The following is a 15,831-nucleotide window of genomic DNA, read 5'->3' on the forward strand; positions in this document are numbered from 1 at the left end:
TGCTCCCCCTCCTAGGTTCGTATAGTCTGTGCCGCTTATAATCTGACACGCGGATCAATAAAGGCATAAATAATGTCAACAAGTAAATTCATAATCATAATCATGGATCCCAGCAGAAATACAGATGTGATGGCGAGCGGATAGTCGAAACTGGTAAATGCCGTCTGCATCACCTGACCAAGCGCTGGAATGGCGAAAATTTGCTCCACCCAGATCGTGCCCATCACTGTAAAAGCAAATTGAGGTCCGATGACGGTTATCATCGCTGTCAGCGAATTTTTGACACCATGCTTAAAAATCATCGGCCAATATTTGACGCCCTTAGCTTTTGCGGTCCGCATAAAATCCGACCTCATGGTTTCGATCAGACTGCCCCGCATATATCTGGCCACAACACCGACATTTGCCGCAGATAAACAAATAATCGGCAAAATTGCTTGCCTCCAGTGACCCCATCCCGTTACAGGCAGAATCCCTTGAAACACAACACCAAATAACAAAACCATAATCACCGCGAGAACAAATGCCGGAATGGCCTGACCCGTCAATGAGATGGTGCTTACAACATAATCGATCCAAGTGTTACGTTTGAGTGCTGCAATAATGCCAAGCGGAACCCCGATAATTACCGAAAGAACAACAGAACCAAATGCCAAAAGTGTACTGATCGGCAAAGCCTGCTTCAGTTGAGTCGCAATTTGCAAAGACGGATTCTGCATCGAATTACCGAAATCAAAGGTTAATTGATGCCATATATACTTCATGATTTGCTGCCACAGCGGTAAATTTAAACCATACCGGCTTTGAAATTGGTCCATGACTTGCTGATAGAGAACAGGGTTTTGCCCTTGCAGCGGAGCCAGTGCCGTAGCCATGGTATTCGTATTCATGAAACCGCCAGGTGAATAATACATCATGGTATAGCTGACTGAAATGACCAAAATTAAAGTGATAATGATTTGTAAAATGCGCTTTGAAATAAATTTCAATATGGTCAAATTCGACCCTCCTTTACCGATTCACGGGCACCATAATTGGCGCCCGCGATTGGTAATTATTCAACCCATTTAGGATTATTCTACAGATAAAAGATGCAGCCCATAGAAGTTGCCCCATGCCCAAGGATTTGATTGCACTCCTGTAATGCCGGGTTTTACCAAGAAGTATTGCTGTTGATAATACAACGGAATAGCATAAGCTTCTTCTAGCAGGTTATTAACTACCTTAGCCGCGATAGGAGCAGCGTCTTCGACGGTCAGCGCATTTACGAATTGCGCTTGCCACATTCTCAAATCTCTTAAGGTATCGGATTGATAACCGTTGTAGTATACCTGTACATCAAGTGCATTTTGATTCAACTTGCCACCTGGCGCGTTTGGTGCTACGAAGGTCCAAGCGGTTACAAAGGCGGCATGTTTTTCATCGTTATTTTTAGCATTTTTCCAAAGATCTACAATCTGTTGCCATTGTTCAGCGGCCGTTGGAAGCCCCGGTTGTTTCAGATAAGGCTGCCAATCCGCCGGTTGCTCTGCTGTCCATTTATCCAAAAAGGCGATATCCTCTTTGGCAGCTTTTTCTAATGCTGCCCAGTCGCTCCATTCCACACCGGCGTTCTTATTGTCCGGATCTCCATATTTTTTAATGGCCGGTTTATAATAAGTTTCCTTGGTCCAATCCACGAATTGTTTCGTAGCTTCTAATGGAGCATCCAGCGTTCCTATGGAATATAGTTGCTGCGTTGCACCCATGTCCAAACTTCCTGGTTCACTCCAGTTTGTTGCGCCCGACGCCAGAATAAAGCCTGGTTTTGCATCGCCCTGAGGTCCGCTGTACTGATAAGCGTTAAACTGCGCCTCATTGAGCTGAACTAGCTCTGTTTTGATACCAAGATTTTGTTGCAGTAATTGACCTAACGCCAAAGCGATTTGCTCACCCTGAGCATCTACTTGCTTGACCCCAACATACAGCGATAAGGTTGGCAGACCTTTACCGCCTTCATAACCGGCATCCTTCAATAATTGTTTGGCTGCCTCGAGATCTTCCGGAAGTCCTTGCTCCAGTTTTTCCGTTGGCCAACCTGGTGAAGCAAAGATATTGGTCGCCCCGCCCATGCCGTTCAGCACCGATTCTACGATCGGTTTACGTTGGATCGCTTTGGCGATAGCCTGGCGCACCTCTTTTTTGTCATATGGAGATTCCGTTGTCGGGTTGCTCCAGAGCAAATATTTGATCGCATAAGTCGCTGCAGTATACAACTGGGACTTTAGCTCATCCGTTTTCTTCACGTATTGTAAATCAGACGCGCTTTGGATTAGAACAACATCCGCATGGCCGGACATATAATCCTCCACCGGCACGGTTGTTGCCGGAAGAACATGGATGGTCTCTACATTGCCGTGATTAAGCTGGCCAGCTGCACCTACATAATTCGGATTGCTCACCATGACGAGTTCACCGTTTGGTGTAAAAGATTTAACCATGTAAGGGCCATTGCTCACAAAATTCCCCGGTTCAAACCACTTACCAGGGTTCGCTTCGACCGCTTTAGGATTCATAGGCATCGACCCGGAAAGAACCATATCACCCAGAATCGCGTGAGGCAGCGTGGTCGTAATTTCCAGAGTGTAATCATCAACTACTTTTAGACCAACTTCTTCTTTACTTACAGATCCGGCATGGTATGCATATCCGTTCTTCACAAAATTAAGCACGCTTAGCCAAAGTTGTGCGGTTGTGTTAGCTGGATCCAATTGATACATATAAGAAAAATAAAAATCATGGGCGGTCACAGGATCGCCGTTAGACCATTTGGCATCTTTACGGAGGGTAAATGTCCAAGTTTTTTTGTCGTCGGAGACGGTATAACCTGTCGCAATTTTCGGAACGATTTCATTATCCTGATTGTAGCCATAAAGCCCTTCGAGCAAAGTTCCTTGCCCTACCAGAATTTGTCCTTGCCATTGTGTAGGATCAAGCGTCGGGATCTTTGGATTGAAAACGGTTACCGAACTTCCCGCCTTAATTTCAAGATCAGCAGCACCTTCATTCTTAACTGCCGTTTGACCCACATCACTGGTTGCTTTTACCGAAGTATTGCTATTGCCTGCAGCATTTTTACCGTTCTCATTGGCACTATTAGAGGAATTACTGCAAGCAGTCACAGATAACAAAGAAAATGACAGAAGTAGAGCTAAGAACGCGTTCTTTTTTTTCATCCTCAAGTGAACCCCCTCGTACATAGTCATGAATCTAAAAAATAACATTTTATTTTTTGTTATCTATGATGTTATCCTTCACCTTCTCATGTTTTGCCCCCCTAAATTTAAACTCAGATGTTTGTTTGTGAACTTTCGAATGTCTTCTTTTGAATTTCACTTAGAAAACTAAGAGTAATCGCTTACATTCTAAAATTTTCCACAAAGATTGTCAAGAAAAAATGTTACGTTAGTTAGCATAACTCGTTATAATTAATATAACTTATTTGTTGAATATGAATTTTTCGTTAATATTTTATTAGCTTTTTTAGTGTTATTTCGTAAATAACACTAACTTATTGACGAATTTTAGCTTATTTCTTGTAATGCTGTTATAAACGCTATAGAAGAACAAGTTCTATGAGTTCCATAGAACATAATAAAAAGAGTGTATCCCAGCAGTCATTTTATGACCTTTGGGATACACTCTGAACCATTGAGATATGGGAATCGGAATAAAATACTGCTATCGATACAAAATCAGAATAGGTGGACTCCGCCTCTACCGGAAATTATCTACACACTCATGTAGAAAGGCGTCTAGTGTGCGTGGATCTCTGCCGAGCAAACGCTTCACAGTGTCATTTGGACTTTCTGGCACCATCCTAGACATGGTTTGAATTTCCACAACGTGGTTCGCGAGCCAAGGAGGCAGATTCCCATGCTCAATAAGATTACGGAGTAGTACTTGAGGTTCCATGTTGATGTAACTTATCGGCCGATTAAGCAGGGCAGATAGTCGACTCGCGATCTGGGGATAACTGAAAATCTCCGAACCAGTAAGCGTATATATATGGCCTGATACCTTGTCGTTGGTCAGAGCTTCTGCGGCAACGTCTGCAATATCGCGACAGTCAATAAAGTTACACGTTGAAACGCCCATAGAGCCGAAGAAAACATTTTGGGTTGTGATCGTTGGTGCAAAGCGCATTAAATTTTGCATGAACGCATAAGGGCGCAATACGGTATGGGTGATACCCGATTCCCTCAACGTGTTCTCAATTACTTGATGCCAGCCCGCCACTGCCACTGGAGAGCTCTGCTCAAAGGCTGGACTGGATATTTTTACGATGTGTTTGATTCCAGATTCGGTGGCAATCTGAATGATTGAGGTTTCCAATTCGATTTGTCTTGGACTGTTGGACATGGCAAGGAAGAGCTGGCTAGCACCTGTAAACACGCGTCGCAGCGATTCAGGATCGGAAGCATCTACCCTTGCGACCTCAGTAGTCGATCGGCCTTTCTCTCCGATTTGATCACGCAACTTCTCTGGCTCTCTGCTCAGCGCCCTGACAGGTACACCAAGATCAACCAAACGTTCCAAAAGCGCACTTCCAATCGTACCTGTTGCTCCCATAATAACTATCATTTTTATCTTCTCCTTTTGGATGAAAAATTAGTTGTGACAGCAAGTCGCCACCGCCATGTCACTATCGTGCTCGCTATGAATCCAGACAACGGGAAATCGATCCAGACACGATTTACCCAGGCCAAGTGATTACTCGGATACATAATTTCTACTACAACAGATGTCATCCATGCAGCGTATAGCCCAAATGAGGACCCGGCCATTGCGAATAATCCTACCACAATCAAGTGAGGTGCACCGATGACCCATCGCAAACGGCCCACTCGGCTGTGCAACAAAAGTCCAATCATCAAGGCCATCAAGGCCGATGCACCGCCAATAGTAGTCAACGCCGCTATTTGAAGCCCCCTATCTACAGTAACCAATCCCCCGATACCTGCCATAATGGCAGGAGCAGCATAGGCCATTACAACTTCACGCCATAGTACAAAAGTCTTTTTCTTGGAACCAACAGCCTTGATGCTGTAAACATCTTCTGTCTGATTCGGGTATTTCATCTGGTTCATTTAGTTGCTCCCTTCTTCTTTGAAATAGTTCAACGATTGATTTCAGTAAATTATAATTAGGCACCTAACTATATAAGAGTAAAAAAAGGCTAGCTTCACTAGCCCAATTCTACTCATTACTGATGTTTCCCTTTGGTTTCGAGCCTAATTCGCCCGTAAGTGCTGAAATGCCCTGTGTAACTCGACCCAGCAAGTCGAGAAATACGCTGCGTTCTTCGATGTTGAGCAACCCCACCATCGCTTCCAACCGAGCGAAATGCTCAGGAGCCATTTCACGGAGCTTCTTCGCTCCTTCTTCCGTTAAAACGACTGATTTCTGACGGCCATCGTCTGAGCTTAATCGCCGAGATACTAGCCCATCTCGTTCAAGAATGTCGATAAGACCAGTCACTGTAGCACGTGTAACGCCTAGATGCTCCGCTAATTGCGAAGGCAACTCTTCTCCTTCGTTATCTTCAAGATCTGCCAATAAACGATAACGCCCTGTTGATAAACCGAATCTAGAGAAATGAATCTCAGAGGCGTGTCCAAGCATGGCTCCCGCTGCCATTAGCCTAGACGCGACGAGTATAGCCTGTGCGTCTATGTCTAGGTTATAACGATCAATCTGACGCTTGGATTGTACAAGCGAGGGAATAGCCTCAATGTCGTTTATTTTTTTATTATTGTTGTTCATATATGTAGTATGGTCCCTAACTACTTTTGTGTCAACTCATTTTTTTATAACTCGTCAACCCTGGAGTTATACAGTTGGATCTGGTTGTAACTCTATATTTCTCCCAAAGCTCGATCAATCGACCTTCAAGCTCTTCAATTCAAGAGGTCCTTTGCAACAAAATCTGTTGATGCTAGCTCATACCATGTGTGACGATAATTTTCCAGAGACTGCTTACTCCATCCTGTCTCTACGAGAATTCTTTTGGCACCTACAGCTGCAGCTGCAAGCATATCTGTTGAACCTACATCACCAAAACGCGCCGTCGTATAGTGAATATTGTGCTCTTATTTTCTAAAGTAGTAGAAGTTCTGTCCGCATCATTCTACTATTCAAATTTTAACTGAAGCGAATCACAAATTGGCATATAGCCTATCTTTTGATAGATGCTATTAGATGTGGGATTTGCTAAGTCCGTATATAAGACGCACTTAATAAACCCTTTATCCAATGCAAGTTGGCTTATTTGCGCCACAATTGAAGTAGCGTAACCCTTTCCGCGCTCATATGGAGGGGTATAAACAAATGCCACGCCAATTGCCGTCTGCATTTCCCTTGTATATCCTGCCATAGATACGGGTATCCCGTTGTCCTCTAAAATATAGAGTTTCTTCGATGCTATTCGGTAGAGGTAAGGGTCTGCATCTTGCGGGATGGACATTTCTGTTTTACCATAATTCCCCGCTGCATAAAATGCTTCAGCCCAGTATGGGAAAAAGTGAATATCCTTTTCATCTAGCAATCGAACGATACCAACCTTTTGAATGTCTGGATTTACTGCAGTAAGTTCATATATACGTTGGCTCATCATTGTTTTAAAGGATATTCCCTTGCGCAAGGTATATTCTTTGGCAAAATACTCTGCCAAGGTTTTTTCGGTCATCACACCTGGAATTTCACGGTCTTTCAGCCCATCTATCAGACAGTTTATAGCTTCTGGGTTTATTATGTTGTCTGTTGCATAAAGCGTAATATTGTGTGGCGGTGTCATTATGGCGGTAAGTTGTATGCCCCTAGAATCTGAAATAGTTACCATAAGCCAATTTACAGGGTCACGCCAGTCTGTTTTGTCTTTTCCTTCATGCCCAATTATGATATTGCCAAGAGGAATCAAATTTTGTGCTTCATGACGCATCAGCATACCATAGGTATCATTGTAAAACTCATGCACATCCGTATACAACTTGAATTGCATTGCAATATCACCCTTTCATCTGCTCAACGTTTTTCCAGATTTTTCGAACTAATCGTTCTTCTTACAGTTTGTTGATTTTTCGCCTGCCAATTTAATAATTAATTAATGAAGACGCAAAAAACCCCATCCCATTAGGGACGGAGTTGCTCCGCGTTACCACCCTGATTGACGTTTATAATAAACGCCCTCTTAGCCATCGTCCAACAACGATGCTTCTTTGTAACGGTAGAATCCCGGTCCCATCTACTATAATTCGGGGGACAGCTCTGAGGTGATTTTTTGATTCGGATATCCGCTGCCTCGCACCAACCGGCAGTTCTCTGAACGGCGTTTCCAGATCTAATTGTCCTCTTCATCGCATTTGGTAATTATTAATTAAGTTTAATATAAGATAATAGGAATATTCTGTCAATAACTCAAACAACAATAGGGATCTCTAAACTTATATTGCTTCTAAAGCAGATAATCCAACTAATCATCCGACTATATGATTGCGGAGACTACACTACAGTCTGCTTATTTTCTTCATCAACACATAGCACCTGCTTAATCTGTTTCGATTAGCTTGGAGGTCAACTTCACTACTGGCCTGATATACTTCAAAAACCGCTCCGGATCGTGATAAACGTAATGGATTCTCCCAGGGGAAGTATCAAAGCAGTAACCAGTGTCTGCAAAATTAAAAGCTGCCATTGCCCTTTCCATCTTTTCCTCTACACTACGATTTTCCTGTTCATAATTGAATGGCCCATGTTCAAAAACAATATACTCGGCTTCGAGAACATCAATCATAAGCATTTGTGGAGGTACTTCACCTTTATAATCAAGAGGAAGACGTACACCAAAACACTCTGTACGTGGAATACCCCAATCGCAGAGTCTGCCATCCGGGTCATTAATGTAAGCCATAATCTGACCGCTGCCACCGTTAGATTCACTCCCACCATCGTCATCCAATTTGCCCTTGATACTATCGAGTAAGCCGCAAATAGTTTCGCAGTCCTGTCCTGTAATAAGGCTTTGCTTTTGCCAAAAATCCCAATACCCATTACTCTCATAGTTTTTAATGTGCAAAAATTTGTGAGTGGGAATGGTTACAAAATAAATGTCAAGATCATCTGTAGATTTCATCATACCAATCTCTCCAAATCCGAAAAAGTAGCGGTCGAAAGAGTTTATTTTTGTACGAAGGGCGACAGGCATAGGCCTTTTCCGGTATTCACTTGGAGTTACACCATATGTTCCCTTGAAAGCCCTGGTAAAAGCTTCATGTGATGAAAAACCATAATCAAAAGCAATATCCAAAATGCTCTTTTCACTATCCCGAACCTCTTTTAGTGCGAAGGCTAATTTTCTATGCCGTAGATAATCCCTAAATTGCATTCCCGATATTTCCTTAAATTTTCTCGTAGTATGAAATTCGGAATAACCTAACTTGTGAGAAAGAAATCGTAGCGTTATTGCTTCACTGTTACGATTCTTAATACACTCGTCAATTTCATTAACGATTATTTGGATTTGCTTGTGCCACTCGTACAAATGGTCTGTTCACCTCGTTTCAACCACTCTATAGTCATTGTAGAGTAATGGAATTTGCATTGCTTGATTCTACTTGCGGAAAAGAGAGGAGAGGATATATTTGTTCCTTAAATCGCCCTGGAAAATATCAACGTTATCATTCAATGACAATTCAAACGTTTTGGTCCTACTATTTCGGAATCTCATCAGATTTCCTCTTTGCACTTAGTGGTCGGTGTATAACCCTATCGTTATGTCAAAGTATTTCCGCAAGCAGCTTAAGCGTGTCATGCATTCGCAGGATGGACAAGAAGCACGGAGTATCGGGAGGCATTAAACAAAAGGGCTCGGACCCGTTGAGACATGGGAGTGAAAATCACATGCCCTTACAGTTGTTCCAAGCCACCGCCTCCTCAATTTCCTTCTTATCTCACATTTAGCTAAAGGTAAAATCCTACGAATTCATGAGCCTGCGTGAGTATACTAAATCATTTCGGAGAAGTTCAATGCCCATCTCATTCCGGGTAATGGTGATGATTAGGCCCTGTTAGAGTCTCGCGAACGTGATGTAATCGACTTGGACAGGCTCTGCCAATTCGATCCGCAGTGCCCGGTTGATCTGTCCCCGGTGATATTGCCCATGTAAAATGACCTGCGACAGGATGTCACGGACGGACGTTCGGAACGGGACTCCGCTCTGGCTCGCATAGTCGATCATCACGTCCAAATCAAATTCCTCCAGCCCTTCGATATACACACGATATTGCTCGGCGTTTTCTTCGAACATCGTTCGGATCGCCGTCAGGTCTTCCGCTTCCTCCCACAACGAATATTGCGCACTGCCCTTGCCCTGCAATCGGGACAGCCAGACTCGTTCCGCAACCGCGACATGCCGAACCAGCTTCAGAAGGTCATTGTTCTTCATCTCACTCTCCTCGAGCGCTTCCAAGATTCGTGCGTCCGCCCAGTACAGGTGGTCCATCATGCACTTGATCGTTTTCATTTCCGTTTCCCCCTCTTCGTCTCATCGATTACTTGAACCTACTGTTTCCCGCATTGGTCATTTATTTCTCTAATCGTCATAATCTTCAGCAGTCCAAGGTTTTTTTATCGCGCTCATTGGAATCAGGAGACGTGTATCGCCTTTTGGTTAGAATCAGAAAATATAAAAGATGAGACCTTTGCCCTCGGCTACAGTTTGGCTGTAAAAACGCCGAATTTCGTTAAAATGTTGAAGCATGTAGGCAAAGAACGCGTCCTCATCCTCGTCTGAAACAATATCAGGTTCAAGAGGATACACCTCTTCCTTGACCATGGCCGGGAAATTATACCGCAAGCGGAGCTGCGCTTCATCCAGCTCAGAAATAGCCTGAAGCACTTCTGCAACTTGCTCAGCGCGTAAGGAAAACGCCCCGAATGAGCCAAAATCGATGCCTTTGTCTGACGTCAGCGGAACAACATAGCCAAGAGGGGCATCTCCATCGGAAATAGCTCCACAAAGCAAGTAGTGTATCGCCTCCCAGGATCTATCAATGTCCAGTCCGGGATAATCGTCTATTTTCAAGCTCTTCAATGCTATGTCGCCTGCAACGATTTGCTGCACCAGGTTGTCAGACATAGCAAAGTAATATCCACGCATTCCCATGTAGTCATCCTTCCTTCCATTCTAGTAGTGACTATACTGCCCAATCAAAATGTAACATTGGATTTATCCCGCAGGATGAAAAAAGAGTGAAGATCAGCCCCCTACGTAATCATAATATCTTGTGCACACAAGTTACTACATCCCGTTTAAAATAGGTGCGTCCTACACTCTTTAACTAATTAATTTTATGTGTAAAAGATATGGTCACCCACAGCCGACACTGAAACCATATCCTCTATACGGCGAGTCCGACTAATAGTCATGACTACGGACCCAGCTGAAGCTATTGGCGAATTTATAGCCGTTGGAGCAAGTTTGCGGACTCCAGTGCTGTATTCTCCCGCAAGCGGTGCATCTATAGCCCTTTACGCCCATAACGACTATGGGGTCCGATAGCAGTCCAAAAAGGACGTATTCCCGCGCTTAAGATCAACTGTGTCCGATAGCGGCTTTGTACGTGCAAATTCGCTGTAATCATCCATGATCCATTCAAGCTTCCAGTTAGACTATGACTCCACTGTTAATTGACCCGTATCCATATTATTGAGCACAAGTTTGCCTTCCAGCAGGGTTCCGTCTTCGCTCGTAAGCTTCAGCTTTCCCGTACGGCCTTTTTCTATCAATGCCTTTACTTGAGTATCTGTAAGGGTACGTCCGTGGTTTTCTTTCCAGATCACGAACTTGCAACCTTCTTTGTAATGAGAGCAGCCGTAGCCTTTTTTACCCATAAAAATCATCCCGCCACAGCCAGGACGCGGGCAGTTTCCGATAATTTTCGGACCGGAATTTGCTGATTCCTCTTCATTAGCTGGTTTACGTTTTCTTGGCGCGGCAGGTTTATCGCTGGTTTTACGAGATGTACCTCCACCACTCCGACCTTTAGCCCCTGTATTCACAGATGGAGTTTCCCCTTCAAAAGAAGTTTTGGACGCCCGAGACTGCACACGAACCTTGTCCACGATCATGCAGGCAAATCTTTTTACATTCTCCATAAATTGTCCGTCCGACGCCGTTCCTCTGGATATCTCGTTCAAGCGACGTTCCCACTGGCCGGTCATTTCAGGTGAAGTCAACAGCTCGATGCCCGCTCCACGTATCAGTTCAATAGCCGTTCGTCCTTTTTGCGTGATGGCGATTTTTTTACCTTGCATTTCAATGTATCCGACATTCTTAAGCCGTTCAATAGTTGCAGCACGGGTGGCTGGAGTACCTAGCCCTGAATCCTTCATAGCATCCCGAAGCTCTTCGTCCTCAATCTGCTTTCCGGCACTTTCCATTGCTCTAAGCAGCGTGCCTTCCGTATAGTGTTTTGGCGGCTGTGTATCTTTCTCTTTAACGATAGCGTCACTACAGATCACCTCGTCTGCCGGAGCGATTGCGAACGGTTCATTCACTTCAATCTCTTCGTCTTCCTCATCATCCTTGTTTTTTCCCTTGGACGACTTTGCTTTGTCTTTTTTCTGGTCCGCGTAAATGACCTTCCAGCCGAGACTTAATAATTCCTTAACAGTAGTTTTGAACTTTTCGTCCTCTACATCAGTCATAACCGTATGCACTTTATATTCCGCAGCCGGATAGAACTGTGATAAAAAGCGCCGCACAATCAAATCATACAGCTTTCCCTCATCCGCACTAAGCCCTGTTGCTTTTCGATATGTAGGCAAAATCGCATGGTGATCCTCGACCTTCGAGGGATTGCAGATAAATTTATTTCCTTTATGAACGAGATTACGATTCGCGCCTTTCACCCATTCATCATAAGCCGTCCCTTGGAGCGCAGATAAAGTCTTATGCATCTCCGGAATATTCTGTTCTGTAACATAGTTAGAATTTGTCCGCGGATAGGAAATCACCTTATGCTTTTCATATAACGCTTGTGCGATATCGAGTGTTTTTTTAGCGGAAAAAGCGTACTTCCCATTCGCCTCCCGCTGCAACAGCGTCAAATCATACAGTTTATTCGGATACTCTTTCGTTTCCTTAACCTCATAAGAGTCAATTCGTCCCGGTTTTCCTTTGACCTTGGCAGCCAGCGCCTCCGCCTTCTCACCATCAGTGAGCCGGTCACCCTGCCACATACCTTTATAAGTCATTTCATTTTGTGTAAAATGGCCCTCTACCTCAAAAAACTTAAGAGATGAGAACGCCTCAATCGTCTTCTGGCGATCATAAATAAGTGCAAGTACTGGGGTCTGAACTCTCCCCACCGACAGCAGCACATTATGTTTCGTAGTAAATGCACGTGATCCGTTCATACCGATTAGCCAATCGGCTTCACTGCGCGCTTTTGCCGCTTTTGTTAGATTCTCGTACTCCGCCCCATCCTTTAGCTCTTGAAATCCTTTGCGGATTGTCTCTGGTGTCAAATCGGAAATCCACAGCCGTTTCACAGGATGTTCAAGCTTCAAATGCCGCTGAATGAGCGAAAATATATGCTGGCCTTCTCGCCCGGCGTCACAAGAATTTACTAGCAGATCGCTTCGTTTAGCCAGCTCTCCGATTACCTTCAGCTGATCAATGGTCCGCGCATTAGGAACCAGCTTGAATTGGTCCGGAATAATGGGAAGATCATTAATATTCCATTTTTTGTATTTTACATCATATGCATCCGGCTCAGCCAATCCTATTAGATGCCCTATTGCCCATGTAATAATGTACTGCTCCCCTTCAAGATAGGAACGGTAATTTTTAGCCTTTGGTTCTATTGCGGCGGCGATATTCCGCCCCATGTCCGGTTTCTCCGCAATAATAAGTGTCTTCAAAAACATTCGCTCCTTACCTTCTCGTTCTTAAGTCCAAAATAGGTCCAGTACTCTATTATAACATTAACCTCGGTTTTTTTTAATCGACCGGACTTTTCATAGTCTTTCGTTTGTTTTAAAATAAGTTGGTATAAGCGTATTCATGTATCGGAGGGAAACAAACCTTGTATGAGAATCACAGATTTACAGAACCTTTTTCTGATCGAAGCCTCTCTGCCCTGAAGGCGGATTGTGAGCAGTGCTTCGGCTTATGTTGTGCCGCATTACCTTTTGCTGCTTCCGTAGATTTCGCTAGAGACAAAGACGCTGGACAGCCGTGTCACAATCTACAGTCGGACTTTCGCTGTGGTGTACATACAGAGCTAAGAGAATTAGGCTACCGTGGTTGTACGGTCTATGACTGTTTTGGAGCTGGGCAAAAGATTTCTCAAGTCACTTATGCTGGAGAAGACTGGAGGAAAAAGCCGAAAACTGCGAAGCAGATGTTCGAGGTATTTCCGATTATGTGGCATTTGCACGAGCTGCTTTGGTATTTACATGAATCTTTGAACCTAGAAATAACCCGTACAATCCATACTGAGCTGCAAACAGCTCTCGATGAAACAGAACAGCTCACCTTACTCAATCCTGAAGCTCTTATAAAGGTGGATGTTTCCGCTCATCGAGCAAAAATCAATATGTTACTGTTGCAGGTCAGTGAAATTGTAAGAACTGACGCTCGTCGTAAACTAAAAAAATCCACGAAGAATTTCAGTCGAGGTGCCGACCTTATGGGAGCAAAGCTCAAAGGAGCTGATCTTAGAGGTGCCAACTTGAGAGGAGCCTATTTAATAGCCGCAGACCTTAGGGATGCTGATCTCAGAGGTGCAGACCTTATTGGAGCAGACTTTCGCGATACTGACCTCAAAGGTGCTAATTTAGCAGAAGCTCTCTTTCTCACCCAGGCACAGATCAATGCGGCAAAAGGCAATACTCTCACGAAATTACCAGCAGCACTCTTGTGCCCTGATCATTGGCACTCTCATTAGATTAAAAAGATCATTTATATCAGCGGTGAATAGAATTTTTTGATCCGAGACACAGCTTCCATAATTTCTAAGACTTCTTTCTCCGCTGTGTTTCGTTCCAGATACTCTACTCTTCCCTGAGATGCTTCCTTGCCAACAACTATTGATAAAGGTATCCCGATCAAGCTTGAATCTTTAAATTTCACGCCAGCGCGTTCATCCCTATCATCGATCAGCGTCTCAATGCCAAACTTGGTTAGTTGATCATAGAGACCTTCTGCAACCGTCCGCTGCTCACTATCCTTGACGGCCATTATCAAGATATGAACCTGATAAGGTGCCAATGCTGCTGGCCACATTAATCCATCCTCATCATGATGCTGTTCAGCAATAGCGGATAAAAGCCGTGAGATACCAATTCCGTAACAGCCCATAATCATAGGTTGACTTTTGCCTGAAGAATCTAAGTAAGAAGCGCCTAGCTTTTCACTGTATTTAGTACCTAATTTGAAAACATGACCCACTTCAATCCCTTGATGAAAATGCAAAACACCCTCCAAACAATGCGGACAAACTTCACCTTCTGCTACATTCCGTAGATCCCCCACATGCTCAAGCGCAAAATCTCTACCTGGTACTACGTTACGGAAGTGATAATCTTTTTCTCCCGCCCCTGTAATCCCTTGGGTCATATCTGCTACTGCTGCATCCACTAGGACAGTCAGCGTTAAACCCACAGGTCCTACAAATCCACTCTCTACACCGGCTAAGGATTTCACTGCCTCGTAGTCAGCAAGCTTAATCTCATTCATTCCTAAATATTTACTTACCTTAATTTCATTGACTTCATGATCTCCCCGGACCAGAACAGCAAAAATCTGTCCGTCACCTTCATAGATTAATGTTTTAATAATCTGCTCTGGCCGGATATCTAGCTCCTGCTCTAGTCGCTCAATTGTGCGCAAATCAGGAGTGAGGAACTTCTCTATCTCCGGTACTTGCATGACAACTTCATTTTTTGCAGGCCGCACGGACTCTGCCTGTTCCAGATTGGCCGCATAATCACAAACGGAGCATGCAGCAATCGTATCCTCCCCAATCTCAGCCAGCGCCATAAATTCATGACTGCCGCCCTCGCCTCCAATCGCACCGGAATCCGCATGGACAGCACGGAATTTCAATCCACATCGCTCAAATATCCGGTGATAAGCCTCGAACATTTGGATATATGATTTATCGAGACCTTCCATGTTTGTATCAAAAGAGTAAGCATCCTTCATCAAAAACTCTCTGCCTCTCAGCAGTCCAAAACGTGGTCGGCGTTCATCACGGAACTTGGTCTGAATCTGATATACGGTAATAGGAAGCTTACGATAAGAGCTGATCTCATTCCGTACGAGTGTGGTTACTACTTCCTCATGTGTAGGACCTAGTATGAATTCCCGCTCATGACGATCCCGAAGCGTCATCAACTCCTTACCGTATACCTCATATCGGCCTGATTCTTTCCAGAGCTCCGCAGGCTGCATAGATGGCATCAATACCTCCTGAGCCCCAGAGAAATCCATCTCATTCCGCACAATCGCTTCTATTTTCCGTAAAACACGTCTTCCAAGCGGTAAATAAGTGTACACACCCGCTGCTAATTGGCGAATATATCCCGCACGCAGCAGTAGCTGATGACTGCTTGTCTCCGCCTCTGTAGGTGCCTCACGCAGAGTTGTTAATAAAAGATTACTTTGACGCATATTTGTACCCTCCCTAAAAAATGAACGCTCTAAACGCAAAAAGACACATTCGTCAGGGACGAATGTGTCGTGATACCACCCTTATTTAACCGCCAACCCATACATAGTCTAC

Annotated in this window: 13 protein-coding genes and 1 other annotated feature; of the genes, 1 reads left to right on the top strand and 12 read right to left on the bottom strand. The window is 44.2% G+C overall.

What is annotated here, in order from left to right:
- Nucleotides 1-35 precede the first annotated feature (35 nt).
- The 11 genes from NYE35_RS17715 to NYE35_RS17765 all read right to left on the bottom strand — a co-directional run bounded on the left by NYE35_RS17715 (nt 36) and on the right by NYE35_RS17765 (nt 12,964).
- A complete protein-coding gene (locus NYE35_RS17715; protein WP_036687660.1) occupies nt 36-998 on the bottom strand; it encodes an ABC transporter permease in 963 nt (320 codons plus the stop codon).
- 75 nt (nt 999-1,073) lie between these two features.
- Nucleotides 1,074-3,215 carry a peptide ABC transporter substrate-binding protein gene (locus NYE35_RS17720; RefSeq protein ID WP_052097081.1) on the bottom strand — a complete coding sequence of 714 codons (2,142 nt, stop codon included), beginning with the start codon at nt 3,213-3,215 and terminating at the stop codon, nt 1,074-1,076.
- Between the two features lie 541 nt (nt 3,216-3,756).
- Nucleotides 3,757-4,623, bottom strand: a complete 867-nt coding sequence (locus NYE35_RS17725; protein ID WP_341121804.1) for an SDR family oxidoreductase — start codon at nt 4,621-4,623, stop codon at nt 3,757-3,759.
- A gap of 2 nt (nt 4,624-4,625) precedes the next feature.
- Nucleotides 4,626-5,129, bottom strand: a complete 504-nt coding sequence (locus NYE35_RS17730) for a hypothetical protein (protein ID WP_178420224.1) — start codon at nt 5,127-5,129, stop codon at nt 4,626-4,628.
- Nucleotides 5,130-5,238: 109 nt separating this feature from the next.
- Entirely contained in the window at nt 5,239-5,805 is a 567-nt protein-coding gene (locus NYE35_RS17735; protein WP_036687664.1) for a MarR family winged helix-turn-helix transcriptional regulator, read from the bottom strand.
- 134 nt (nt 5,806-5,939) lie between these two features.
- The gene (locus tag NYE35_RS17740) at nt 5,940-6,122 is read right to left on the bottom strand and encodes an HAD hydrolase-like protein (RefSeq protein ID WP_256715430.1); all 183 of its coding nucleotides are present in this window, start codon (nt 6,120-6,122) and stop codon (nt 5,940-5,942) included.
- Nucleotides 6,123-6,172: 50 nt separating this feature from the next.
- Nucleotides 6,173-7,039 carry a GNAT family N-acetyltransferase gene (locus NYE35_RS17745; protein WP_036687666.1) on the bottom strand — a complete coding sequence of 289 codons (867 nt, stop codon included), beginning with the start codon at nt 7,037-7,039 and terminating at the stop codon, nt 6,173-6,175.
- Between the two features lie 130 nt (nt 7,040-7,169).
- Nucleotides 7,170-7,404 (bottom strand) — a binding site (T-box leader).
- Between the two features lie 181 nt (nt 7,405-7,585).
- Nucleotides 7,586-8,578, bottom strand: coding sequence for a helix-turn-helix transcriptional regulator (locus NYE35_RS17750; RefSeq protein ID WP_038571530.1), 993 nt, complete (start codon nt 8,576-8,578; stop codon nt 7,586-7,588).
- Nucleotides 8,579-9,104: 526 nt separating this feature from the next.
- Entirely contained in the window at nt 9,105-9,560 is a 456-nt protein-coding gene (locus NYE35_RS17755) for a DinB family protein (RefSeq protein WP_076274623.1), read from the bottom strand.
- A gap of 153 nt (nt 9,561-9,713) precedes the next feature.
- On the bottom strand, nt 9,714-10,202 hold the full coding sequence (locus NYE35_RS17760; protein ID WP_341121805.1) for a YfbM family protein: 489 nt from the start codon (nt 10,200-10,202) through the stop codon (nt 9,714-9,716).
- A gap of 506 nt (nt 10,203-10,708) precedes the next feature.
- Nucleotides 10,709-12,964, bottom strand: coding sequence for a type IA DNA topoisomerase (locus tag NYE35_RS17765; protein ID WP_341121806.1), 2,256 nt, complete (start codon nt 12,962-12,964; stop codon nt 10,709-10,711).
- Nucleotides 12,965-13,128: 164 nt separating this feature from the next.
- Here NYE35_RS17765 and NYE35_RS17770 point away from each other — a divergent pair, with 164 nt between their 5' ends.
- Entirely contained in the window at nt 13,129-13,992 is an 864-nt protein-coding gene (locus NYE35_RS17770) for a pentapeptide repeat-containing protein (protein ID WP_076098774.1), read from the top strand.
- 14 nt (nt 13,993-14,006) lie between these two features.
- Here NYE35_RS17770 and NYE35_RS17775 read toward each other — a convergent pair whose 3' ends face one another.
- Complete coding sequence (locus tag NYE35_RS17775) at nt 14,007-15,719, bottom strand: proline--tRNA ligase (RefSeq protein ID WP_076273277.1); 1,713 nt, start codon at nt 15,717-15,719, stop codon at nt 14,007-14,009.
- Nucleotides 15,720-15,831 lie beyond the last annotated feature (112 nt).

Origin of the sequence: Paenibacillus sp. FSL L8-0494 (assembly GCF_038003695.1) — a bacterium.
GTDB classification, from domain to species: Bacteria; Bacillota; Bacilli; order Paenibacillales; family Paenibacillaceae; genus Paenibacillus_AQ; species Paenibacillus_AQ odorifer.